The organism is Streptomyces sp. R11 (assembly GCF_041051905.1).
Taxonomy (GTDB): Bacteria; Actinomycetota; Actinomycetes; order Streptomycetales; family Streptomycetaceae; genus Streptomyces.
In genome coordinates, this window is the sequence record NZ_CP163432.1 from 2,999,533 (window position 1) to 3,022,872 (window position 23,340).

The window sequence follows — 23,340 nt, forward strand, 5'->3', positions numbered from 1 at the left end:
GGTCAGGACACGGAGACGGCCACGGGCTCCGGTTCCTTCGGCGGGACCGGCGGTCGGGGTCCCTCGGGTGCGCGGGAGAGCCGGCCCGGCCACCACATCCTGCGCCTCAGTGCCACGCTCGCGCTGGTGACCAGGTAGGTGCGGACCAGGAAGGTGTCCAGCAGCACGCCGACGGCGATGACGAAGCCCAGCTCGACGAGTGGGACGAGCGGCATGCTGGTGAGCACCGCGAAGGTGGCGGCGAGGACGAGCCCGGCGGAGGCGATGACGCCGCCGGTGGTGCGCAGCGCGGTGAGCGCGGCCGACGCCGGTTCGGCGCCGTTCAGGCACTCCTCACGCATCCGGTGCATCAGGAAGATGCCGTAGTCGACGCCGAGGGCCACCAGGAACACGAAGGAGAGCAGTCCCAGCCCCGGATCCGTGCCCTCGAATCCGAAGAGCGGCCCGAAGACGAGCCCGCCGATGCCGAGCGCCGCGCCCCACACGGCGACCACGGCCGCCACCAGGATCAGCGGCGCGACGAGTGAGCGCAGCAGGGCGATGAGGATCAGCAGCACGGACAGCAGCACGATCGGTACGACGACCAGGCGGTCGCGGGCGTTGGTGTCCTTCAGGTCGATCTGCTCGGCGCTCGGCCCGCCGACGTAGGAACCGTCGAGCTTGTCGCGCAGGGCCTCGATGGTGGCGGTCTCCCCGGCGGACTGGGGTGCCGCGGTGGCGAGGACGGAGATCTCCGTCCAGCCGTTTCCGGTACGGCCTTCCCGCGCGCTGTCGACGCCGTCGGTGCCGCGGACCGACGCGAGCGTCTCGGCGGCGCGGCCCTGGGGTGTGATGACGGTGATGGGCTGGGTGCCGCGCTCGGGGTAGGCCTTGCCGAGCGTCTCCATGGCGGCGACCGCGTCGGGCTTGCTGGTGAAGGAGTCCTCCTGTTTGAGGTTGCCGGGCAGGTTCAGCGCGCCGAGCGCGAGCGCGCCGAGCAGGACCGCGCCGCCCGCGAGGACGGTCAGGGGCCGGCGTCCGGCGGAGCTGCCCATCGCCGTGAACAGGGACCGGCGGGCCTTGGGCGTGCTGCCGTAGCGGGGCACGAGCGGCCAGAACACGCGCCGGCCGAGCAGCACGAGGATCGCGGGCAGCAGGGTCAGCATGGCGGCCAGCGCGCACAGCACGCCGACGGTGCCGAGCGGGCCCATGCCGCGGCTGGAGTTGAGGTCGGCGGCGAGCAGGCACAGCAGTCCGGCGGCGACAGTGCCGGAGGAGGCGAGCACGGCGGGCCCGCAGCCCTTGAGGGCGGCGGCCATGGCGTCGTACGGCCGCTCGATCCGCCGTAGTTCTTCCCGGTACCGGGAGACGAGCAGTAGCGCGTAGTCGGTCCCCGCCCCGAACACGAGGATCGTCATGATCCCGGAGCTCTGGCCGGAAACGGACGTTCCGAACCCCTGGTTGAGGCCGTAGGCGACGCCCATCGACAGATAGTCGGCCATGCCCGCGACGGCGAGCGGGACGAGCCACAGGAACGGGCTGCGGTAGATGAGGATCAGCAGCAACGCGACAACGGCGGCCGTGGTGTAGAGCAGCGGTCCGTCGAGCGAGTTGTAGACCTCGCTCGCGTCGGTCGCGAGCGCGCCGGCCCCGCCCACGTCGACGCTCAGGCCGTCACCGCCCCGCGCGATGTCCCGTACGTCGTTGACGAGCTCGTCACGGGCCTTCTCGTCCTGCCCCGGCTCGGTGCTGGCGACCGGGTACATCAGGGTGGTGCCGTCCTGGGACGGAATGCCTTCGGGTTTCCCGGTGAGCCGGTGGGCCCCCGCGATCCGCTCTATCTGGTCGGCGGCGGTCGCCCTGTCCTCGGCGGTGAGTCCCTTGTCCCGGTGATAGACGACCACCATCTCGGTGGCCTCACCACCCGGCAGCCGGTCCTCGATCTTCGCCACCTGCGTGGAGTCGGCGCTCGCGGGCAGGTAGTCGACGGCACGGTCCCGCTGCACATCCGCCAGCTTCGACGCGAACGGCGAGGCGAGTGCCAGCACGGCGATCCACAGCCCCAGCACGAGCCAGGGAACGGCCCGCCGCCGTCGCGTACTAGTCCTTGCGGCCCCCATGAGACGGGCCCCCCTCCGGGTCGGGTGTCTGAGTCGCTTCCAGACTCCAGGCGCGGGAGGGCCGATTCGTCGGGCGGGAGGGCGAGTTGGGGCCTACTGCCGGGGTGGGCACCACGGCGCGATTACTCCCGGGGGAGTACGGCGGGACGCCATGCCTGAGTATCCGTACTCAGGTACCGGCGCGGCTCTCGAGCAATGCTGGCCCTCATGACCGCCCCCGTCGGCCTCCCGCACTTCCGCGGTGCCAATGTGCCGCCGCCGCCCACCGGACGCCGACAGCTGCCCGTCGCGGCGGACATCGCCCTGGCGGTCGGGCTGCTCGTCCTCGACGTCATCGGGGCAGTCGCGGCCTTTCTGCTGGGCATCGACGTCAGCGGCGACTGGAGGCCGTTCGACCCGGGCGCGGACAATTCCGACGTCACGTTCGGGTTCAACTGGCTCTACGTGGGCATCGCCGGCGGCGTCGTGCTGCTGACCGCTGCTCTGCCGTACCTGTTGCGGGCCTACGTCAGCGTGGCGTTGCAGGTGCTCGTCGGCATGGTCGTCCTGGTCGTCGCGATGAGCGGCGCGCAGTACGACGAGGAGCGCGGCACCCGGGCCGACGCGGCCGTATCCGTGGCGTACCGCTGATGGCCAGGTCTACGACGGCGTCCGTGCCGCCGCGGCCAGCAGCCTCGTCACGTCCTCGGCGCAGATGGTGAGCGCGGAGCCGACCGTCGCGAGGACGTCTCGTTCGGCGGGTGTGTACGGGCCGTCGGCCAGGGCGATGCGTGCCCCCTGGAGCAGGATCGACTCGCGGCCGGGCGGCGCGAGGTGGGGGGCCAGCGGGTCCAGGGCCTCGTGGAGCTCTATGGCCAGGCCGGCACCGCAGGGCTCGGAGAAGACCCGCCCGGTGTCCGCGGCCAGGGCCTCGACCAGGGCGTTGAGCTGCTCCTCCGTGCAGTCGTCGAAGCCGGCCGCCCGCACGGTGGCCGCGGCGGCCTCCAGGGACGGACGGGCGCAGGTGCCGCCAGCGGCCAGCACCGCGAGGGCGACGGTGTGGACGGCGTCGCGGAGCATCGCGGAGAAGCGGGTGGTGGTGGGGTGATCGAGGACGTCGGTGCCGAAGTGGCGTTGGCAGGCCGCGCACTCCACGACCGGAGCGGTCTCGCCGCGCGGCAGGACCGGCACGCCGAGCAGGGTGAAGCGGCGGTGCCCGGTCAGCCGCTGGTAGTTGCGGTCACCCCCGCAGCCCGGGCAGAAGAACTCGCCGTCACCGACGGCCGACCATGCGGTGCGGGTCCCCAGGATGCGCGCAAGCCTGGCGGCACGGCCGTCTTGTCCCCGTCCTGGCAGCACGTCGCACCTCCGTAACCCCGCGGCAACATCGCCGCGCTTGCGTGATGTTAGCCACATCATGGAGGCGGAGTCAGCACCCCGGACGAGACCTTTCCGTGACCTGCACAGGTCAATGGCCGAAAACGGACGGGCCCCGCCCACCGAGAAACGGCGGACGGGGCCTTCAAAAGCCGGGCGCGACAACGCCCTCAAGGGGCGCGGGGAACTGCGCGACGAGCCACGGCGGCGCGGCAGTCGATCAACAACCCCTCGCGGCACTTCCTACTGCGGCTCCCCCGCGGAGCGCCCCGCCCGGTTGACGGCCGAGACGACCGCCTTCAGCGACGCACGCGTGGTGTTCGCGTCGATCCCGATCCCCCACAGGACCTTGCCGTCGATCGCGCACTCGATGTACGAGGCGGCCTGCGCGGAGGCACCCTCGCTCATCGTGTGCTCCTGGTAGTCCAGCAGCCGTACGTCGATGCCGATGGACTGCAGGGCGTCGAAGAAGGCCGAGATCGGACCGTTGCCGGTACCGGACAGCACGGTGTCGACGCCGTCGACCGTCGCCTCCACCTTCAGCGTGTCCACGCCGTCCGTGTCCGTCGTCGACTGACCGTTCTTGACCTGGATCCGACCCCACGGGTTCTGCGGGTTCGGCAGGTACTCGTCCTGGAAGACCGCCCAGATGTCACCGCCGGTGACCTCGCCGCCCTCGGCGTCCGTCTTCGCCTGGATGAGCTTGGAGAACTCGATCTGCATCCGGCGCGGCAGGTCCAGCTTGTGGTCGTTCTTCAGGACGTACGCGATACCGCCCTTGCCGGACTGCGAGTTGACGCGGATGACGGCCTCGTAGGAGCGGCCGACGTCCTTCGGGTCGATCGGCAGGTAGGGCACGGCCCACTCGATGTCGTCGACGGTGACGCCCTTCGCGGCCGCGTCGGCCTCCATGGCGTCGAAGCCCTTCTTGATGGCGTCCTGGTGGGAGCCGGAGAAGGACGTGTAGACCAGGTCGCCCACGTACGGGTGGCGCGGGTGGACCTCCATCTGGTTGCAGTACTCCCACGTACGACGGATCTCGTCGATGTCGGAGAAGTCGATCTGCGGGTCGACGCCCTGCGAGAACAGGTTCATGCCCAGGGTGACCAGGTCGACGTTGCCGGTGCGCTCGCCCTGCCCGAACAGGCAGCCCTCGATGCGGTCGGCGCCGGCCATCAGCGCCAGCTCGGCGGCGGCGACGGCCGTACCGCGGTCGTTGTGCGGGTGGACCGACAGGCAGACGTACTCGCGGCGGGACAGGTTGCGGCCCATCCACTCGAAGCGGTCCGCGTGCGTGGACGGCGTCGAACGCTCCACCGTGGCGGGCAGGTTGAGGATGATCTCGCGGCCCGGACCGGGCTGGTAGACGTCCATCACCGCCTCGCAGACCTCCAGCGCGAAGTCCAGCTCGGTGTCGGTGAAGATCTCGGGGCTGTACTGGTAGCCGAACTCCGTCTCCGGACCCAGCAGCTTCTCCGCGTATTCGACGACCAGCCGCGTGCCGTCGACGGCGATCTGCTTGATGTCGTCCCTGGAACCGCGGAACACCACCCGGCGGAAGACGGGGGCGGTGGCGTTGTACAGGTGGACGGTGGCCCGCTTGGCGCCCTTCAGCGACTCCACGGTCCGCTCGATCAGGTCCTCGCGGGCCTGGGTCAGTACGGAGATGGTGACGTCGTCGGGGATGGCCCCGGGGTCCTCGATGATCGACCGCACGAAGTCGAAGTCCGTCTGGCCCGATGCCGGGAAGCCGACCTCGATCTCCTTGTAGCCCATCTTGACCAGCTGGTCGAACATCCGGCGCTTGCGCTCGGGCGACATCGGGTCGATCAGGGCCTGGTTGCCGTCACGCAGGTCGGTGGAGAGCCAGCGGGGGGCGGTGGTGACACGCTTCTGGGGCCAGGTGCGGTCCGGGATGTCGACCTGCTCGTAGCGGCCGTACTTGTGGATCGGCATGGAACTGGGCTGCTGGCGGTTCGCCATGATGCTTCGGGCTCCTCAGGATGTCCGGAAGGACGGCCGACGACGCAACGCCAAGCTCCGCGGGGAGGGAGTCGACCTGGACTACAGGCCCTCGCCGCGGCAGCTAAGAAGAAGCAGCCCGAAACGCATGATGCGAAGCATGCTAGCCGAGCCGCTCCCCGTGCGGGGCGTCGTATCAGTATGCGGGACCCGAGGGACGAACAGGACAAAACGTGCGCCATACCACTTCGTCACAGAGCGTGCCGCTCCCTATCCGCATATTTCACCAATCATGGTTGCGACTAGTGACAGCCCGCTAACGCAGTGCAATGGTGCCGGTCATGACGACCAACGGGGGCTTCGAGCCCGTCTTCTGCACCGTCGTACCACCACACGTCCTGGACAAACTGGCCCGGAACGACGACCCCGCACTCTCCGGCCCGGCTCGCCGGACCCTGATGCGCGACAGCGAGCTGCGCGGCAGGCGCCGTGTCACGACCGAGTTCGCCCTCGCGGCCGCCCCGGCGGAGAAGGCACCGTCGGACCAGCCGCTGCGCACCATCTACGACGCCCGGCACCGGACCTCTCTGCCTGGCACCAAGGTCCGCGGTGAGGGCGCGGACCCCGGCCAGGACGCCACGGTCAACCGCGCCTACTCCGGACTCGGCGCCACCTTCGAGCTCTTCCTCAAGGCCTACGCCCGCCACTCCATCGACGGCGACGGTCTGCCCCTGGACGCCACCGTCCACTACGACGAGAACTACAACAACGCCTTCTGGAACGGCGAGCAGATGGTGTTCGGCGACGGGGACGGGGAGATCTTCCTCGACTTCACCATCCCGATCGACGTCATCGGCCACGAGCTCAGCCACGGGGTCACCCAGTACACGGCCAACCTCACGTACTACGGCCAGCCGGGCGCCCTGAACGAGTCCATGTCGGACGTCTTCGGCGCGCTGATCAAGCAGTACACGCTCGGCCAGACCGCCACCGAGGCCGACTGGCTGATCGGCGCGGGTCTGCTGGCGCCCAGCGTCTCGGGCAAGGCCCTGCGCTCCATGAAGGAGCCGGGCAGCGCTTACGACGACGACGTGCTCGGCAAGGACCCGCAGCCCGCGACAATGGACGACTACGTCCGCACCGGCCGCGACAACGGCGGCGTCCACATCAACTCCGGCATCCCCAACCACGCCTTCTACCTGGCCGCCACCGCGCTCGGCGGCAACGCCTGGGAGAAGGCGGGACAGGTCTGGTACGACGTCCTGACCGGCGGCGAGCTGTCGGAGCGGGCGATGTTCACCGACTTCGCCAAGCTGACCGTCAAGGCCGCCCGCGAGCGTTTCGGCGACGGCGGCGAGGAGCTCCAGGCCGTGTCGAAGGCGTGGGAGCAGGTCGGGGTGCGGATCCAGTAAGTCCGTACTAGACAGGGACCCATGCGGATTTTGGTACGGCGCACGGGTGGTTTCGCGGGCATCGAGCGGCACGCCGAGGTGGACACCTCGGGGCGGCCCGACGCCCAGGAGTGGCACGCCCTGGCCGAGCGCGCGGTCGCGTCCGGCCGGGGCACGCCCCCCGTCGGGGTTCCGGACGGCTTCAGCTACCAGATCACCGTGGACGGCAAGACGGTGTACTGCTCGGATCCCCGGCTCACGGACGAACAGCGCAAGCTGATCTCACGGGTACTGAAGGAGGGGGCGTGACCGGCGCTCGCGGCGGGCCGTAACCGCTTGTTCACGCCCGCCCGTTGACTTCAGTTACCGCTGGTACGGATGATCCGGCGCATGGCGACTGATGCGCGCGGCGCGACGAACCCGATACCTCAGTTCCCGGCCGGATTCCTGTGGGGCGTGTCCACCTCGGCCCATCAGATCGAGGGCGCGGCGGACGAGCGCGAGCCCTCCGTGTGGGACACCTTCACGGCCGAGCCGGGCCGGGTGAAGGACGGTTCCACGGCCGCGGTGGCCTGCGACCACTACCACCGCTACCCCGAGGACGTCGCTCTGCTGGCCGACCTCGGCGTCGACGCGTACCGCTTCTCGATCTCGTGGCCGCGGGTGAACGCGCCGAAGGGCCTCGACTTCTACGACCGTCTGGTGGACGAGCTGTGCGCGGCGGGCGTAAGGCCGGTGCCGACGCTCTTCCACTGGGATCTGCCGGTCGCGCTGGACTGGCTGGAGCGGGACACGGCGGCCCGTTTCGCCGAGTACGTGTCCGTGGTCGCCGAGCGCCTCGGTGACCGCGTGCAGAAGTGGATCACCCTCAACGAGCCCGCCGAGCACACCCTGCTGGGCCACGCCCTCGGCACCCACGCTCCCGGCAGGCAGCTCCTCTTCGACGCGCTGCCCGTCGCCCACCACCAACTGCTGGCCCACGGTCTCGCCGTACGGGCGCTTCGCGCGGCCGGCGCGAGCGACATCGGCGTCGCCAACTCGCACGGCCCGACCTGGCCGGCGTCGCACGAGCAGGCGGACCTGGAGGCGGCGGGCTTCTACGACGTACTGCTCAACCGGCTGTTCGCCGACCCGCTGCTGCTGGGCGAATACCCGGAGGGTATCGGCGAGTTGATGCCCGGGGACGTCGAAGGGGACCTGAAGGTCATCGCCGAGCCGCTCGACTTCTACGGCATCAACTACTACGCGCCGACCCGCGTGGGTGCCCCGCAGGGCACCGAGATCGAGTTCGGCGGGATCAGCATGCCCGCGGAACTGCCCTTCTCCGTACGCGAGATCGAGGGGGTGCCGACGACGGACTTCGGCTGGCCGGTGGTGCCCGAGGGCCTCACCGAGCTGCTCACCGGCTTCCGGGAGCGGTACGGCGACCGGCTGCCGCCCGTCGTCATCACCGAGAACGGCTGCAGTTACGAGGGCATCGACGACCAGGAGCGGATCGCCTACCTGGACGGCCACATCCGCGCGCTGCACCGGGCGGTGGAGGCGGGCGTGGACGTACGCGGGTACTTCGTCTGGTCGCTGCTCGACAACTTCGAGTGGGCCGAGGGGTACGCGCGGCGCTTCGGGCTGGTGCACACGGACTACGAGACGCTCACCAGGACCCCCAAGGCGTCCTACGGCTGGCTGCGGGACGTGCTCCGGGCCCAGAGGTGACGTCCACCCGGCCGTCGGGTGCCCTGGCCGAGCCCGTCGACCGGGTCGGCCGGGGCTGGACGGCGGCGCTGTCGCTGGCCAACGTGGCGATCTGGGTGGGCTGGTACGGGCCGTTGCAGATCCTGCTGGCCCAGCAGGCGGAGGACTTCGCGCCCGGCACGGGGATGTCGAAGGAGACGCTGCTGGCGTGGGTGACCGGCGTGGGAGCGGTCGTGTCGCTGGTGGCGAACCCGTTCTTCGGCGCGCTGTCGGACCGCACCACGGCACGCTGGGGCCGCCGTACGCCCTGGGTCGTGGCCGGCGCGGCGGGCGGTGCGCTGTCGCTGCTGCTGCTCGCCGGGGCGGGCGGGCTGTGGGCGATGGCGGTCGGCTGGTGTCTGGTCCAGCTGACGCTGAACGCGTCCTTCGCCGCGGTGACGGCGGCGGTGCCGGACCGCGTGCCCCGGCTGCAACGGGGGGTGGTGGGCGGCTGGCTGGGGGCCGCGCAGATCCTCGGCGCGGTCGTCGGCACGGGGCTTGCGACGGCGGCGGGCGGGATCGCGGCGGGGTATGCGGCGTGCGCGGTGTTCGCGGTCGCGGGTGTGCTGCCGTACGTCCTGCGGTACCGGGATCTGAAACTGGCGGCCGCGGACCGACCGGCGTGGTCCTGGAGTTCGTTCGCGCGCGGCTTCTGGCTGAGCCCGCGCCGCCATCCCGACTTCGGCTGGGCCTGGCTGACCCGCTTCCTGATCAACCTCAGCAACGCGCTGGTGATCCTCTACCTCCTCTACTACCTGCGGGACCGCCTGCACCACGACGACCCCGAGCAGGGCGTCCTGATCCTCACCGCGGTGAACAGCGTGACCCTGGTGGCCACGGTCGTGGTGGGCGGCGCCTGGTCGGACCGGGTGGGCCGCCGCAAGCCGTTCGTGATGTGGTCCGGGGTACTGATGGCGGCGGCCACGGGCCTGCTCGCCGCTTGGCAGACCTGGCCGAGCGCGATCGTCGTGGCGGCGCTGCTGGGCCTGGGCCTCGGGGTGTTCATGTCGGTCGACTTCGCGCTGATGACGGACGTCCTGCCCACGGCGCGGGACCGGGGCAAGGACCTGGGCGTCATCAACGTGGCCAACGCCCTGCCCCAGGTCGCGGCGCCCGTCCTGGCCGCGCCGATCGTCACCCACCTGGGCGGCTACCGGATGCTGTACCTGGTGGCGGCCGCGGCGGGGCTGGCCGGGGCGGTGCTGGTGGGGCGGATCAGGGGTGTGGACTAGGGGCGGGGCGGGAGGCGATCAGCTCAGCATTCGCGGCCCCACCGTGCGCTGTGCAGGGTGACGGGGCCCTCGAAGGTCACCGTGTTGGTGTCGTTCGGGTAGTGCAGGCAGCCCTTGAAGTTGCCGCCGTTCTCCGGCGTGGCGGTGAGGTTGTACCAGATGTGGTCGGCACCCGGCTGGCGCACGCCGTTGTTGACGATGGTCACCCCCTTTTCCGAGTGCAGGTCGTACAGATTCCCCTTCGACTTCCACGTCGGCTTGCCCGACGCCGTGTCGTTGTTCCACACGCAGACGTACTCCCGGGGGCAGTCCGCCGGGGCGGCCGCCGCCGGCGGCGCCGCAGCCACACCCATGGCGGCCGTCATCAGCACTGCCGCCACACCCATGCCGGCCTTCTCGCGCAACCGTGTCTTCACCATGTCGCCCCTCCGTTTGCGGTCACTCGGGGCAGCCGTGGTCAGTTGGGCCGCCCCCGAGTGACCCAGCATCGCGCGTGGTTCAGGGCGCCGGTCCCTGACATCTGTCAGGGAACCGGAGGCCGGTCACAGCGCTCCGGCGTCCCGCGCTGCATAAACCGACGGAAACAGCGGCCGATACCCCAGCTCCCTGCGAATCCGCTCCGTCGAGGTGATCGCGACCCACGGATCGGGATCGGCACGGGTGTACAACTCCGCCGGGATCTCGACCCCGTTGAGCTGATGCAGCTCGACCGCCGTCACGGGAACGTCGTCGGCGATGTTGTAGACCCGCCCCGCGATCCCCGGCGCGTGCAGGATCCGCAGCAGCCCCTGGGCCACGTCCGCGTGATGCCCCATGTGCAGCCGCTGGGTCGCCGCCCAGTTCCCGGCCCACATCAGGGACTGCGCGAGATGCGGATCGCCCTCGCCGTAGACGAAGGGGAGCCGGCCGACACGTACGTCCATGCCCTCCAGCGCGAGCAACTCCCGTTCGGCCGCCGCCTTGGACTCCGGGTAGGCACCCCACATCGCCCCGCCGGGCCGGCTCTCGTCGTCCTCGGTGAGCGGGCGGCCGCGTCCGGTGCCGTACACCAGCCCCGTGCTGACCTGCACGAAGCGCCGCACCCCGGCAGCCAGCGCGGCACGCCCCAGCTCCACGGCCGCGTCCCGGTTGACCGCCCACGCCTCCTCGTCGGGGACCCCGCGGAAGGAGGCCGCGACGTTCACGACCGCGTCGACCCCGGCGACCGCCTTGCCGAGCGACTCGGTGTCCCGCAGATCGCCGACCACGACCTCGGCGCCCAGCTCCGCGAACGGTTCACCGCGCGCCGCGTCCCGCACCAGCACCCGTACCTGCTCCCCCGCCCGGGACTGCGCGATCAGCCTCGGCACGAAGCGCCGGCCGACCTGTCCCGTCGTACCCGTCACCAACGTCAGCATGTTCTGCTCCTCTCGTCACCGACCACCCTCGGACGAGGCCGGTGCGGGCGGGAGAGACCCGTTGATCAGGGGATCGGCAGTCCCTGGATAAGCCGGCCGGACTACCGCAGGCTGGAGGGGTGAACCGAGCCGAACTCGCCGACTTCCTGCGCCGTGGCCGCGCCCGGCTGACCCCGCCGGACGTGGGTCTGACCCCGGGCACCCGGCGCCGCACACCGGGCCTGCGCCGCGAGGAGGTGGCGCAGCTGGCGGGGATGTCGGTGGACTACTACACCCGGCTGGAACAGTCCCGTGGCCCGCGCCCGTCCCGCCAGATGCTGACGGCGCTGGCCCGCGCGCTGCGCCTGACCGCCGTCGAGAGCGACCACCTGTTCCACCTGGCCGGCGAGGAGCCCCCGCGCCGCGAGACGGCGTCGGCGCATGTCCGGCCCGGGCTGCTGCTGATCCTGGACCGGCTGCACGACACCCCCGCCCAGGTGGTGAACGACTGCGGCGAGGTGCTCGCGCAGAACGCGATGGCCAGGGCGCTGGTCGGTGACGTGATGTCCCGGCCGCGGCGCGAGCGCAACCTCACCCGCCGCTTTTTCCTGGACCCGACCGCGCGCTCGCTCTTCCCGGAGGAGGACCACGCGGGCCACGCGCGCGCCCATGTGGCCACCCTGCGCGCGGTGGCCGCGGCCCGCCCCGACGACCCGGAACCGGCCGCGCTGGTCGCCGAACTCCGGGCGTCCAGCGAGGAGTTCGCCCGGCTGTGGGAGGAACACGAGGTGTCGCAGCGCAACCGTGCGACCAAGCGTTTCCTGCACCCCCAGGTCGGCCTCCTGGAACTGGACTGCGAGGTCATGGTCAGCCACGAACACCACCACCTGCTGGTCGTGCACTCGGCCCGGCCCGGGACCGATGCCTACGAGCGCCTGCAACTCCTGCGGGTGGTGGGCCTGCAGGACATGTCGCCCAGCAAGGCCTGATCCGGTAGCTGACCTTCCGGTAATGGAGGCCGGAAATCACCCTTGCCGACCCTCGCCCCACGCGCATCAATGGAAACGGCGGTTCCGACGGACCGTCAGATTCAACTCTCCGCGCAGTGTGTCCGCATCCACCTGCCGAACAGTTCCCCCACCCCCCACACAAGGAACTCCCCCACCCTTGAAAGGGACTGAATCCCCATGAGACGCATGCGCATTGGAGCAGGTGCCGCGCTGGTGGCCGGGACCCTCGCGGTCACCGGGCTGGCCTTCGCACCCGCCGCCCTCGCGGTCGCCCCCGGCTCGGCGACGATCACCGCCGACTGCGGCAGCTTCGGCGGCGGCGAGGCCACCCTCACGGCGACGCAGGACGGCACCGCCGCCACCATCACCGTCAACTCCTCCGCGATCACCGCGCCGATCGCGCTCGGGGAGGACTCCATCTCCTCGACGCTCACCCTGGTGAAGGCGAGCGGCGGCACCACGAGCTTCAGCGGCACGGAGAACCCGGCGATGGCCGCCGGCGACCCCGTCCAGGTCGGCCCGCTCAGCGGCACCGTCGCCTCCGGGGACAGCCTGGAGGCCTTCGGCGGCTCGCTGACCATGACCGTCTTCGGCATCACCATCACCTGCACGGCGACCGGGCCGCAGTCCCCGGGCCCGTTCGTCTTCGACTGAGTCGCGTGAGGCACTGCCGCATCGAAGGGGGCGCGGTCCCGGCGCTGTTACGGCTTCACAGCGCGTCGGGGCCGCGCTCGCCCGTCCGTACCCGTACGACCGTCTCGACCGGCAGCGCCCAGACCTTGCCGTCGCCGATCTTGCCGGTCTGCGCGGCCTTCACGATGGCTTCGATGACGTCCTCGGACAGCGCGTCCTCGACGACGACCTCGATGCGGACCTTGGGCACCAGGTCGACCTGGTACTCCGCGCCCCGGTACACCTCGGTGTGGCCGCGCTGCCGGCCGTACCCGCTCGCCTCGGTCACGGTCAGACCGTGCACGCCGAGTTCCTGGAGGGCGGTCTTGACCTCGTCGAGCCGGTACGGCTTGACGATCGCGGTGATCAGCTTCATGCCTGCTTCTTGACCTTCTGCGCGGCGGGGAGGGAGGAGGAGACGGACGAGGCGAGGGACGCCGTGACCGGGGCACCGTGCCCCAGGACCCCGTGATCGTAGGCGGTCTCGGCGTGCACCGTAAGGTCCAGACCGGTGTGCTCCTGCTCCTCGCTCGCCCGGAAGCCCATCACCGTGTCGATCAGCTTGGCGATGCCGTAGGTGACGACGAAGGCGTACGCGCCCACGGTCACGATCGCCACCGCCTGCTTGCCGAGCTGCGCGAGCCCGCCGCCGTAGAGGAGACCCTCGGCCCCGCCGGTCATCGTGGCCGTCGCGAAGACTCCGATCAGCAGGGTGCCGATGACACCGCCGACGAGGTGGACGCCGACGACGTCCAGGGAGTCGTCGTAGTTGAACTTGAACTTCCAGCCGACGGCGTACGAGCAGACGACGCCTGCGGCGAGGCCGATGACGAGCGCGCCGAGCAGCGAGACCGAGCCGCAGGAGGGCGTGATGGCCACCAGACCGGCGACCGCGCCGGACGCCGCGCCCAGCGTCGTCGGGTGACCGTCGCGCTTCTGCTCGACGAAGAGCCAGCCGAGCAGGCCGGTGCAGCCGGCGGCGAGGGTGTTCAGGAAGGCGGCGGCCGCGAGGCCGTTGGCGCCGAGGGCGGAGCCGGCGTTGAACCCGAACCAGCCGAACCAGAGGAGACCGGCGCCGATCACGACCATGGGCAGGTTGTGCGGCCGCATGGCGTCCTTCTTGAACCCGAGCCGCGGGCCGAGGACCAGGGCCAGGGCCAGCCCGGAGGCGCCGGAGGTGATCTCGACGGGGAGGCCGCCGGCGAAGTCGAGGGCGCCGAGCCGGTCGAGGATCCAGCCGCCGGGGCCCCAGGTCCAGTGGGCGACGGGAACGTATACGAGCAGCGCCCACACCGGCACGAAGACGACCCAGGCCCCGAACTTCGCCCGGTCCGCGATCGCACCGCTGATCAGCGCGGCCGTGATGATCGCGAAGGTCAGCTGGAAGGTGGCGAAGAGGAGGGTGGGGACGGTCCCCTGGACGCTGTCCGGTCCGAGCCCGGCCATACCGGCGTGGTCGAGCCCGCCGATGAGTCCGCCGAGGGCGTCCTCCCCGAAGGCGAGCGAGTATCCGCAGGCCAGCCACACGACGGTGACCAGGGCGATGGACACGAAGCTCATCATCAGCATGTTGAGGACGCTCTTCGTGCGGACCATGCCGCCGTAGAAGAGGGCCAGGCCCGGGGTCATCAGCAGGACGAGGGCGGTGGCGGCGAGCAGCCAGGCGGTGTCGCCGGTGTCGACGCTTGCGGCGGCGAGGGTCACGGTCGTCTCCAACGGTGTGGGGGCTCGTCAGAGATTCACCGCTGTGCGTTTCCGGTCGTGCACGGGTGTGCTTCCGCGACGTTTCGTTGCGCGGGGGTTTCCGGAAGCTCACCGGACGGTTGGCGGTCGGTCTGTTGTGCGGCGAGGGTCTGTGGATCAGGGAGAATGGGCGCCATGAGCGTTCGCAGCCAGTCATCCGAGCCGTCCGAGGCCCCCCACCGCGCCGGCTTCGCCTGCTTCGTGGGCCGCCCCAACGCGGGCAAGTCCACCCTTACGAACGCTCTGGTCGGCCAGAAGGTGGCGATCACCGCGAACCAGCCGCAGACGACGCGGCACACGGTACGCGGGATCGTGCACCGGGAGGACGCCCAGCTGATCCTGGTCGACACCCCTGGGCTGCACAAGCCGCGCACCCTGCTCGGCGAGCGCCTCAACGACGTCGTCCGTACGACCTGGGCCGAGGTCGACGTGATCGGCTTCTGTCTGCCGGCGAACGAGAAGCTCGGCCCCGGTGACCGTTTCATCGCGAAGGAGCTGGCGTCGATCAAGAAGACGCCGAAGATCGCGATCGTCACGAAGACCGACCTCGTGGACAGCAAGCGGCTGGCCGAGCAGCTCATCGCGATCGACCAGCTCGGCAAGGAGCTGGGCTTCGAGTGGGCCGAGATCGTCCCCGTCTCCGCGGTCGGTGACCAGCAGGTGGGCCTCCTCGCCGACCTGCTCGTCCCGCTCCTTCCGGAGGGGCCGGCGCTCTACCCCGAGGGCGACCTCACCGACGAGCCCGAGCAGGTCATGATCGCGGAACTGATCCGCGAGGCCGCGCTGGAGGGCGTCCGGGACGAGCTGCCCCACTCCATCGCCGTCGTGGTGGAGGAGATGCTCCCCCGCGAGGACCGCCCCGCCGACAAGCCCCTCCTCGACATCCACGCCTTCGTCTACATCGAGCGCCCCAGCCAGAAGGGCATCATCATCGGCCCCAAGGGCAAGCGCCTCAAGGACGTCGGCATCAAGTCCCGCAAGCAGATCGAGGCCCTGCTGGGGACGCCGGTGTTCCTGGACCTGCACGTGAAGGTCGCGAAGGACTGGCAGCGGGACCCGCGGCAGCTGCGGAAGCTGGGCTTCTGAATCTCAGCCCGTCCGGCGTTCGAGGACGAGGCCGTCAGGCCGAAGCGGGGGTCTGGGGGGCGGCAGCTCCCAGGGACGGGTGGGGGCGGCGGGGGCGAGAAACCCGACCCGGGGTGACGGCGGGCGTACCGGACGTGCACGGACCGGGGCCGTGGGGAAAAGGCCTACGGCCTTGTCAGTCCCCCGGCGTACTCTGGAAATCGCCAGACCGCCCACGTGGCGGGCGAGTCGTTTCGAGGAGGACGAGCAAGGCCTACGAGCCGGCCCATGACTCAGACACCCACAGCTCACACACCCGCGCAGGGGCAGGCGAGAGCACATTTCACCGTCCCCGCCCAGCACCCCATGGTGACCGTGCTGGGGTCCGGCGACTCCCTGCTGCGCGTGATCGAGAAGGCCTTCCCGGCGGCCGACATCCACGTCCGGGGCAATGAGATCAGCGCGGTCGGCGACGCCGCTGAAGTCGCCCTCATCCAGCGCCTGTTCGACGAGATGATGCTGGTGCTCCGCACCGGACAGCCGATGACGGAGGACGCAGTGGAACGCTCGATCGCCATGCTCAGAGCGAGTGAGAACGGCGAGGGGGACGGCAAGGAGACCCCGGCCGAGGTGCTCACCCAGAACATCCTCTCCTCGCGCGGCCGCACGATCCGCCCCAAGACCCTCAACCAGAAGCGGTACGTCGACGCGATCGACAAGCACACGATCGTCTTCGGCATCGGCCCCGCCGGTACCGGCAAGACCTACCTCGCCATGGCGAAGGCGGTGCAGGCCCTGCAGTCCAAGCAGGTCAACCGCATCATCCTGACCCGGCCCGCGGTCGAGGCGGGCGAGCGGCTCGGCTTCCTGCCGGGCACGCTCTACGAGAAGATCGACCCGTACCTGCGTCCGCTGTACGACGCGCTGCACGACATGCTCGACCCCGACTCGATCCCCCGGCTCATGGCCGCCGGGACCATCGAGGTCGCACCGCTCGCGTACATGCGTGGCCGTACGCTCAACGACGCCTTCATCATCCTCGACGAGGCCCAGAACACCTCGCCCGAGCAGATGAAGATGTTCCTGACCCGCCTCGGCTTCGACTCGAAGATAGTCATCACAGGTGACGTCACCCAGGTCGACCTCCCGGACGGCACCAAGTCCGGTCTGCGGCAGGTGCAGGACATCCTGGAGGGCGTCGAGGACGTCCACTTCTCACGGCTGTCCTCGCAGGATGTCGTCCGGCACAAGCTGGTCGGCCGTATCGTCGACGCGTACGAGAAGTTCGACAACACGCACGGCACCCAGAACGGCACGCACAAGGGCCGCGGCGGCAAGGCCGGGCACAAGGGGAAGTAGAGAACACGCGCGACCATGTCGATCGACGTCAACAACGAGTCCGGAACCGAGGTCGACGAGCAGGCGATCCTCGACATCGCCCGCTACGCACTCGCGCGGATGCGCATCCACCCGCTCTCCGAGCTCTCGGTGATCGTCGTGGACGCCGACGCCATGGAGCAGCTTCACATCCAGTGGATGGACCTACCGGGCCCGACGGATGTCATGTCCTTTCCCATGGACGAGCTGCGGCCGCCTTCGAAGGACGACGACGAGCCCCCGCAGGGGCTCCTCGGTGACATCGTGCTGTGCCCCGAAGTCGCCGCGAAGCAGGGGACCGAGGCGCCCACGCAGCACTCCATGGACGAGGAGCTCCAGCTGCTCACCGTCCATGGCGTGCTGCATCTGCTCGGGTACGACCACGAGGAGCCCGACGAGAAGGCCGAGATGTTCGGCCTGCAGGCCGCCATCGTGGACGGCTGGCGCACGGAGAAGGGCCTGACCGGCCCCTCCCCGGCCCCGACCGTGTCATGAGCCTCCCCCTCGTCTCCGGCGCGATCGCCCTGGTGGTCGTCGCCTGGCTCGCCGCCTGCGCGGAGGCGGGCCTGGCGCGCGTCTCCAGCTTCCGCGCCGAGGAGGCCGTACGCAGCGGCCGCCGCGGCAGTGAGAAGCTCGCGCTCGTCGCCGCCGACCCGACCCGCTATCTGAATGTGGCGCTGCTGGTGCGCGTGGCCTGCGAGATGGCCGCCGCCGCGCTCGTCACATACGCCTGCCTGCAGGAATTCGACAGCACCACCGAGGCCCTCCTGGTCGCGATAGCGGTCATGGTGCTGGTGTCGTACGTCGCCGTCGGTGTCTCCCCGCGCACCATCGGCCGCCAGCACCCGCTGAACACCGCGACGGCGGCGGCGTACGTGCTGCTGCCGCTCGCGCGGATCATGGGGCCGATCCCCCCGCTGCTGATCCTCATCGGCAACGCGCTCACGCCCGGCAAGGGCTTCCGCCGCGGCCCGTTCGCCTCCGAGGCGGAGCTGCGGGCGCTGGTCGACCTCGCCGAGAAGGAGTCGCTGATCGAGGACGAGGAGCGCCGGATGGTGCACTCCGTCTTCGAACTGGGCGACACGCTGGTGCGTGAGGTGATGGTCCCGCGCACCGACCTGGTCGTCATCGAGCGGTACAAGACCATCCGCCAGGCCCTCACCCTCGCCCTGCGCTCCGGTTTCTCGCGTATCCCGGTCGTCGGGGAGAGCGAGGACGACGTGGTCGGGATGGTGTATCTGAAGGACCTGGCCCGCAAGACGCACATCTCCCGGGACGCGGAGAGCGAGCTGGTGTCCACGGCGATGCGGCCCGCCGTCTTCGTACCGGACACGAAGAACGCCGGTGACCTGCTGCGCGAGATGCAGAAGGAACGCAACCACGTCGCCGTCGTCATCGACGAGTACGGCGGCACCGCCGGCATCGTCACCATCGAGGACATCCTCGAGGAGATCGTCGGCGAGATCACCGACGAGTACGACCGTGAGCTGCCGCCCGTGGAGGAGCTCGGCGAGGAACGCTACCGCGTCACCGCCCGCCTGGACATCACCGACCTCGGCGAGCTGTACGGCCTCGACGAGTACGACGACGAGGACGTCGAGACGGTCGGCGGACTGCTGGCGAAGGCACTCGGCCGCGTCCCGATCGCCGGGGCGTCGTCCCTGGTCGAGCTCCCGGACGCCCGGGAACTCCGCCTGACCGCGGAGGCGGCGGCCGGCCGCCGGAACAAGATCGTGACCGTGCTGGTGGAGCCGGTGGGTCCGGTCGGTCCCCTGGGCGAGGAGACGAAGGCCGAGTGACGGAGTGAACCCTCAGGAGCTGCGCGCGTTCTGCCTGTCCTTCAACGCGACCGTGGAGGACTTCCCGTTCAATCCGGAGACCTCGGTCTTCAAGGTGCTCGGCAAGCTGTTCGCCCTGACGAACCTGGACGCGCGGCCCCTGACGGTCAACCTCAAGTGCGACCCGGAGGACGCGGTCCGGCTGCGCGGCGAGTACCCGGGGCTCATCGTCCCCGGCTATCACATGAACAAGCGGCACTGGAACACGGTGACCGTCGACGGTGAGCTCCCGGACCGTTTCGTCCGGGAGCTCGTCGAGGACTCGTACGACCTGGTCGTGGCCGGTCTACCGAGAGCCGACCGGCTCCGCCTCGACCGCCTCTGAGCCGCCCTCCCTCGATCCGCCCTCCCGCCCGGTCCGCAGGCCGACGGCGATCAGGGCCGCGGCGGCCAGGACGATCGCCGCGTCGAGCGCCAGGACCGTGCGGGTGCCGGAGAGCAGGTCACCGGAGGTCGTCGCGAGGACGCCCAGCAGCGGGATGCCGATCGTGATGCCGACCTGCTGGGTCGAGGTGACCAGGCCGGTGGCCAGGCCCTGCTCCTCGTCGGGGACGCCGGAGGTCACGGTCAGGCCGTAGGAGATGATCGCGCCCAGGTGGAACATGCTCGCCAGCGAGACGGCGGCCGTGACGAGCCAGACGGACCAGACGTGCGCGTTCAGGAACAGCAGCGCGACGCCGAAGGCGCCCTGGCCGGCGAGCGAGACGACCAGGATGCGGCGCGCGCCGAGACGGCTGATGAACCTCGGCGTGAGCGAGCCGGCGATCACCGACATGACGCCCTGCACGCCGAAGACCAGGCCCGTCTCCCAGGCCGACAGACCGAGCACTTCCTGCAGGTACAGGGTGAGGACGAAGACCACCGTCGACATCATCGAGAAGGTGACCAGACCGCCCAGGTTGCCCCACGCCACCGTGCGGCGGCGCAGCATGGGCAGGGAGACGAGCGGTGACTCGGTGCGGGACTCGACGACCGCGAAAGTCGCCAGGAGCGCCAGGCCCACGATCAGGGTCGCGATGACGTCGGCGCGGGCGAAGCCGTGGTCGGCGGCCGTCGTCAGGGCGTAGATCAGGGACAGCAGACCGCCGGTGACCGTGATCGCGCCGGGCACGTCCAGGTGCGGGCGGTCCGGGGTGCGGGACTCGGGCAGCAGGCCGGGCGCGAGCGGCAGCACGACCAGGGCGAAGACGGCGAGCAGGCCCATCGTGGAGCGCCAGCCGAGCGCGTCGGTCAGGACGCCGCCCGCGACCACGCCGATGGTGAAGCCGAGGGACATCAGCGTCCCGGAGATGCCGAGGGCGCGGTCCCGGGCGGGGCCCTCGGCGAAGGTGGTGGTCAGCAGGGACATGCCCGTCGGGACGATGAGCGCGGCGCCGAGGCCCTGCAAGGCCCGTCCCGCGAGGAACGACGCGGGGTCCCAGGCGAACGTCGCGAGCACCGAGGCCGCGGCGAACAGGGCGAGTCCGGTGAGGAACAGCTTGCGGCGGCCGTACAGGTCGCCGATGCGGCCGAAGAGGAGCAGGAAGCCGCCGGACGGCAGCGCGAACGCCGTCACCGCCCACTGCAGCGCCGAGGGGCTCATGCCGAGGTCGGCGCCGAGGACGGGGAGGGCGACGTTCAGGACGGAGAAGTCGAGCGCGACCATGAACTGGGCGGCGCACAGGACGAACAGGACGAGTTTGTCGCGCGTCGACATCCGGGGGGACCGGGGGGAGCCGAGCGGTGGAGTGGGTGGGGCAGTGGGAGTGGTGGTGTCGATCGCCATGGGCAACAGCCTGCGGGCACCGGAATAGCCGTGGGGAGCGGGAAGTTGTCCTGGTGGTGGCACCACCAGCCACCGGGATGAGGGGGATCCGTACGTGTCCGACGTGTCCGGGAGCGCGCTGAAGAGTCATCGGCGGCGCGAGCTGCGCGAGTTCCTGATGAGCAGGCGGGCCCGGGTGACTCCGGGCGAGGCGGGACTGCCGGACGGCGGGGCGCGGCGCCGTACGCCGGGGCTGCGGCGCGAGGAGGTCGCCGTGCTCGCCGGAGTGGGCGCCTCCTGGTACCAGTGGCTGGAGCAGGGGCGGGACATCTCCGTGTCGCCGCAGGTGCTGGACTCGGTGGGCCGGGTGCTGCGGCTGAGCAACGCCGAGCGCCGGCATCTGTATCTGCTGGCCGGGCTGAATCCGCCGGCCCCCGAAGTGGCGCCCGAGAAGCGGGACATGTGCGACGGGCTGCGGCGGCTGATCGACGCGTGGATGCCGTATCCGGCGCACATCATGGACCGGTACTACAACGGCGTGCTCTACAACGACGCGGCTGCGACCGTGCTCGGGATGCGGCCCGGCAAGCGGTGGAACTGCCTGATCGACTTCTTCACGGACCCGATGTACCGGTCGCGTTCGAGGAGTTGGGAGCAGAACGCCCGCACGGTCGTGGCGCAGTTCCGTGCGCTCTGCTCGGCCTCTCCCGACGACGAGGGCTTCCAGTCCGTGCTGGCCGAGGCGAAGGCGTCCAGCCCGGAGTTCACCGCGCTGTGGGAGCGGCGGGACATCGAGGACGCCGGGCAGATCCGCAAGGAGCTGGACCATCCGCTCGTCGGGCTGCTGTGCATGGAGTCGAGCGTGATGCAGATGCCGGTGCGGCCCGACCTGTCGATCGTCCTGCACACGCCGCTGGACGAGGCGAACACGGCGGCGAAGCTCGAGTGGCTCGCCTCCCCGGAGGGGCGGCGCGGGGCCATGTACCCCGTGGCCGGTTAGCGCGGGCGCCGCTACGTATGCTCAGGTCATGACCGACAACAGCGCGCTCGACCCCGAGGACCGCAAGATCGTCACCCTGGCCCGTTCCGCGCGGGCCCGCAACGGAGTGCCCGAGGGTGCGGCCGTACGGGACGAGACCGGCCGTACCTATGTCGCCGGGACGGTCGCCCTGGACTCCCTGAAGCTGAGCGCCCTGCGCACGGCGGTGGCGATGGCGGTGGCGTCGGGCGCGAAGTCGCTGGAGGCGGCGGCGGTCGTGACGGAGGCCGAGGGCGCGTCGGACGAGGACCGAGCGGCGGTACGGGACCTCGGCGGACCGCAGACGCCGGTGCTGGTGGCGGGGCCGGACGGGGCGGTGCGGACGACGGTGACGGCGGGCTGAGGTTCGGGAACCCCTCGCCCTCCCGGGAGTTTCAGGAGGCCTCGGCGTCCGGCGGGTTCAGGTCCGGGCCGCCGGTGTGATGTGGCTGAGCACGCAGCGCCAGCGGTCGTCGCGCCGTACGAAGACGTCCGTCGTCCACTCGTCGGCGTCGAAGCGCTCGCCCTTGTAGTGGGCGGTGTTCGTGATGCGTGCCGTCACGACCGCCGAGTCGCCGTGCAGACGGATCCTGGGCTCGCCGACGAGTTGGAACGACGAGTGGGTCAGCTCGCCGGACTCGACGAACGACAGGAACTGCTCCCGGGTCGAGATGCCCGACTCGGAGACGATGGCCCAGTCGTCGGCCATGAAGTCCGCGATCCGCGCGGGGTCGTCGGAGACCATCGCCGCCGCCCAGTCGTGCGCGACGGCGGCGAGCACCTGCCGGTCGTGAGACGCGTCGTCGCTCATGGCCGGATCGTAACGAGAGCCGGCCGGCACGGCATCCCGTCGGGCCACGACGGGCGGTTGTCAGTGCCGGGTGTCACGCTGAGGTCATAGCGGATCTGCGAAGGGACTCGTCATGATCACCACTGACCTCGCTCCCGGCTCCCCCTGCTGGATCGACCTCGGCGCCCCTGACGTCCGGGCCGCCGCGGCCTTCTACGGCGCGGTACTCGGCTGGGAGTACGAGTCCATGGGCGAGGGCGGCGACATGGAAGGCGGGATGTTCAAAAAGGACGGCAAGACCGTCGCCGGGCTCGGCAAGCTCACCGAGGAAGGCGCCCGCTCGGCCTGGATGATCTACTACACCGTCACCGACGCGGACGCCACGACGCAGGCCGTGGAGGGCGCGGGCGGCACGGTGCGGGTGCCGCCGCGGGACCTGGACGACTGGGGACGGATGGCGCAGTACGACGACCCGCTGGGCGGCCAGTTCGCCGTCTGGCAGCCGGGGAAGAACTCGGGCTTCGAGCTGGCGGACGAGACGGGTTCGCTGTCGTGGACGGAGCTGTACACGACCGACGCCGCGGGCGCGAAGGAGTTCTACGGCGGTGTCTTCGGCTGGCAGTTCAGCGACATGCCGATGCCGGGCGGCGGGGGCGCGTACACCCTCATCACCCCGGCCGGACAGCCCGAGGAGCGCATGCAGGGCGGTCTGATGGAGCTCCCCGTGGAGAACCTCGTACTGGCGGGCGGGCGGCCGTACTGGCACCCGGTCTTCAACGTCACCGACTGCGACGCCGCGGTCGCCAAGGTCACCGAGAACGGCGGCAGTGTGCAGATGGGGCCGGAGGACGCGGAGGGCGTCGGCCGGCTGGCGGTGTGCGTGGACCCGTCGAACGCGGACTTCGTGGTGCTTACGCCGGCCACGCCCAGCTGACC

24 protein-coding genes are annotated in these 23,340 nt (G+C 70.6%); 15 read left to right on the plus strand and 9 right to left on the minus strand.

Annotated features, from left to right (window positions below; all coding sequences use genetic code 11):
* Positions 1-2: 2 nt before the first annotated feature.
* A complete protein-coding gene (locus tag AB5J55_RS13645) occupies positions 3-2,099 on the minus strand; it encodes an MMPL family transporter (protein WP_369270941.1) in 2,097 nt (698 codons plus the stop codon).
* A gap of 207 nt (positions 2,100-2,306) precedes the next feature.
* Between AB5J55_RS13645 and AB5J55_RS13650 the strand changes: the two genes are divergently transcribed.
* Positions 2,307-2,729 (plus strand): DUF6234 family protein, encoded by a 423-nt coding sequence (locus AB5J55_RS13650; RefSeq protein WP_369270942.1) that lies wholly within the window; start codon positions 2,307-2,309, stop codon positions 2,727-2,729.
* A 9-nt stretch (positions 2,730-2,738) separates the two neighbouring features.
* Here AB5J55_RS13650 and AB5J55_RS13655 read toward each other — a convergent pair whose 3' ends face one another.
* A complete protein-coding gene (locus AB5J55_RS13655; RefSeq protein WP_328881746.1) occupies positions 2,739-3,437 on the minus strand; it encodes a TerB family tellurite resistance protein in 699 nt (232 codons plus the stop codon).
* A 261-nt stretch (positions 3,438-3,698) separates the two neighbouring features.
* Complete coding sequence (gene leuA, locus AB5J55_RS13660) at positions 3,699-5,438, minus strand: 2-isopropylmalate synthase (RefSeq protein WP_369270943.1); 1,740 nt, start codon at positions 5,436-5,438, stop codon at positions 3,699-3,701.
* 320 nt (positions 5,439-5,758) lie between these two features.
* Between leuA and AB5J55_RS13665 the strand changes: the two genes are divergently transcribed.
* The 4 genes from AB5J55_RS13665 to AB5J55_RS13680 all read left to right on the plus strand — a co-directional run bounded on the left by AB5J55_RS13665 (position 5,759) and on the right by AB5J55_RS13680 (position 9,771).
* Positions 5,759-6,829, plus strand: a complete 1,071-nt coding sequence (locus AB5J55_RS13665) for a M4 family metallopeptidase (RefSeq protein ID WP_369270944.1) — start codon at positions 5,759-5,761, stop codon at positions 6,827-6,829.
* A gap of 21 nt (positions 6,830-6,850) precedes the next feature.
* Complete coding sequence (locus tag AB5J55_RS13670) at positions 6,851-7,117, plus strand: protealysin inhibitor emfourin (RefSeq protein ID WP_328427737.1); 267 nt, start codon at positions 6,851-6,853, stop codon at positions 7,115-7,117.
* Between the two features lie 69 nt (positions 7,118-7,186).
* Positions 7,187-8,521 carry a GH1 family beta-glucosidase gene (locus AB5J55_RS13675; protein WP_369270945.1) on the plus strand — a complete coding sequence of 445 codons (1,335 nt, stop codon included), beginning with the start codon at positions 7,187-7,189 and terminating at the stop codon, positions 8,519-8,521.
* Positions 8,518-9,771 carry an MFS transporter gene (locus tag AB5J55_RS13680; protein ID WP_369270946.1) on the plus strand — a complete coding sequence of 418 codons (1,254 nt, stop codon included), beginning with the start codon at positions 8,518-8,520 and terminating at the stop codon, positions 9,769-9,771. Before AB5J55_RS13675 ends, AB5J55_RS13680 begins: the two co-directional genes overlap by 4 nt.
* Before the next feature lie 23 nt (positions 9,772-9,794).
* Here AB5J55_RS13680 and AB5J55_RS13685 read toward each other — a convergent pair whose 3' ends face one another.
* Positions 9,795-10,190 carry a peptidase inhibitor family I36 protein gene (locus AB5J55_RS13685; RefSeq protein ID WP_369270947.1) on the minus strand — a complete coding sequence of 132 codons (396 nt, stop codon included), beginning with the start codon at positions 10,188-10,190 and terminating at the stop codon, positions 9,795-9,797.
* A 123-nt stretch (positions 10,191-10,313) separates the two neighbouring features.
* Positions 10,314-11,168 (minus strand): NAD-dependent epimerase/dehydratase family protein, encoded by an 855-nt coding sequence (locus AB5J55_RS13690; RefSeq protein ID WP_369270948.1) that lies wholly within the window; start codon positions 11,166-11,168, stop codon positions 10,314-10,316.
* 119 nt (positions 11,169-11,287) lie between these two features.
* On the opposite strand from AB5J55_RS13690, the gene AB5J55_RS13695 reads away from it, so the two are divergent.
* Together AB5J55_RS13695 and AB5J55_RS13700 are read left to right on the plus strand one after the other, a co-directional pair.
* Positions 11,288-12,136: a helix-turn-helix transcriptional regulator gene (locus tag AB5J55_RS13695; protein WP_369270949.1), complete on the plus strand. Its 849-nt coding sequence runs from the start codon at positions 11,288-11,290 to the stop codon at positions 12,134-12,136.
* A gap of 198 nt (positions 12,137-12,334) precedes the next feature.
* Positions 12,335-12,811: a hypothetical protein gene (locus AB5J55_RS13700; protein ID WP_369270950.1), complete on the plus strand. Its 477-nt coding sequence runs from the start codon at positions 12,335-12,337 to the stop codon at positions 12,809-12,811.
* 55 nt (positions 12,812-12,866) lie between these two features.
* Here AB5J55_RS13700 and AB5J55_RS13705 read toward each other — a convergent pair whose 3' ends face one another.
* Positions 12,867-13,205 carry a P-II family nitrogen regulator gene (locus tag AB5J55_RS13705; RefSeq protein ID WP_369270951.1) on the minus strand — a complete coding sequence of 113 codons (339 nt, stop codon included), beginning with the start codon at positions 13,203-13,205 and terminating at the stop codon, positions 12,867-12,869.
* Positions 13,202-14,533: an ammonium transporter gene (locus AB5J55_RS13710; protein WP_369276176.1), complete on the minus strand. Its 1,332-nt coding sequence runs from the start codon at positions 14,531-14,533 to the stop codon at positions 13,202-13,204. Before AB5J55_RS13710 ends, AB5J55_RS13705 begins: the two co-directional genes overlap by 4 nt.
* A 165-nt stretch (positions 14,534-14,698) precedes the next feature.
* On the opposite strand from AB5J55_RS13710, the gene era reads away from it, so the two are divergent.
* The 5 genes from era to AB5J55_RS13735 all read left to right on the plus strand — a co-directional run bounded on the left by era (position 14,699) and on the right by AB5J55_RS13735 (position 19,177).
* Complete coding sequence (gene era / locus AB5J55_RS13715) at positions 14,699-15,658, plus strand: GTPase Era (protein ID WP_369270952.1); 960 nt, start codon at positions 14,699-14,701, stop codon at positions 15,656-15,658.
* A gap of 267 nt (positions 15,659-15,925) precedes the next feature.
* The gene (locus AB5J55_RS13720) at positions 15,926-16,996 is read left to right on the plus strand and encodes a PhoH family protein (RefSeq protein ID WP_369270953.1); all 1,071 of its coding nucleotides are present in this window, start codon (positions 15,926-15,928) and stop codon (positions 16,994-16,996) included.
* Positions 16,997-17,011: 15 nt separating this feature from the next.
* The gene (ybeY, locus tag AB5J55_RS13725) at positions 17,012-17,509 is read left to right on the plus strand and encodes an rRNA maturation RNase YbeY (protein ID WP_369270954.1); all 498 of its coding nucleotides are present in this window, start codon (positions 17,012-17,014) and stop codon (positions 17,507-17,509) included.
* On the plus strand, positions 17,506-18,813 hold the full coding sequence (locus tag AB5J55_RS13730; protein ID WP_369270955.1) for a hemolysin family protein: 1,308 nt from the start codon (positions 17,506-17,508) through the stop codon (positions 18,811-18,813). Before ybeY ends, AB5J55_RS13730 begins: the two co-directional genes overlap by 4 nt.
* A gap of 4 nt (positions 18,814-18,817) precedes the next feature.
* Positions 18,818-19,177 (plus strand): MmcQ/YjbR family DNA-binding protein, encoded by a 360-nt coding sequence (locus AB5J55_RS13735; RefSeq protein ID WP_369270956.1) that lies wholly within the window; start codon positions 18,818-18,820, stop codon positions 19,175-19,177.
* On the opposite strand, the gene AB5J55_RS13740 is transcribed toward AB5J55_RS13735, so the two are convergent.
* Positions 19,139-20,617: an MFS transporter gene (locus AB5J55_RS13740; RefSeq protein WP_369270957.1), complete on the minus strand. Its 1,479-nt coding sequence runs from the start codon at positions 20,615-20,617 to the stop codon at positions 19,139-19,141. The genes AB5J55_RS13735 and AB5J55_RS13740 overlap by 39 nt on opposite strands.
* Before the next feature lie 157 nt (positions 20,618-20,774).
* Between AB5J55_RS13740 and AB5J55_RS13745 the strand changes: the two genes are divergently transcribed.
* Together AB5J55_RS13745 and AB5J55_RS13750 are read left to right on the plus strand one after the other, a co-directional pair.
* Positions 20,775-21,596 (plus strand): helix-turn-helix transcriptional regulator, encoded by an 822-nt coding sequence (locus AB5J55_RS13745; protein ID WP_369276177.1) that lies wholly within the window; start codon positions 20,775-20,777, stop codon positions 21,594-21,596.
* Between the two features lie 28 nt (positions 21,597-21,624).
* Entirely contained in the window at positions 21,625-21,978 is a 354-nt protein-coding gene (locus AB5J55_RS13750) for a hypothetical protein (protein ID WP_004001377.1), read from the plus strand.
* A gap of 57 nt (positions 21,979-22,035) precedes the next feature.
* Here the strand turns inward: AB5J55_RS13750 and AB5J55_RS13755 are convergent, their stop codons facing one another.
* Entirely contained in the window at positions 22,036-22,425 is a 390-nt protein-coding gene (locus AB5J55_RS13755; protein WP_369270958.1) for a nuclear transport factor 2 family protein, read from the minus strand.
* Positions 22,426-22,537: 112 nt separating this feature from the next.
* Here AB5J55_RS13755 and AB5J55_RS13760 point away from each other — a divergent pair, with 112 nt between their 5' ends.
* The gene (locus tag AB5J55_RS13760) at positions 22,538-23,338 is read left to right on the plus strand and encodes a VOC family protein (protein ID WP_369270959.1); all 801 of its coding nucleotides are present in this window, start codon (positions 22,538-22,540) and stop codon (positions 23,336-23,338) included.
* Positions 23,339-23,340 lie beyond the last annotated feature (2 nt).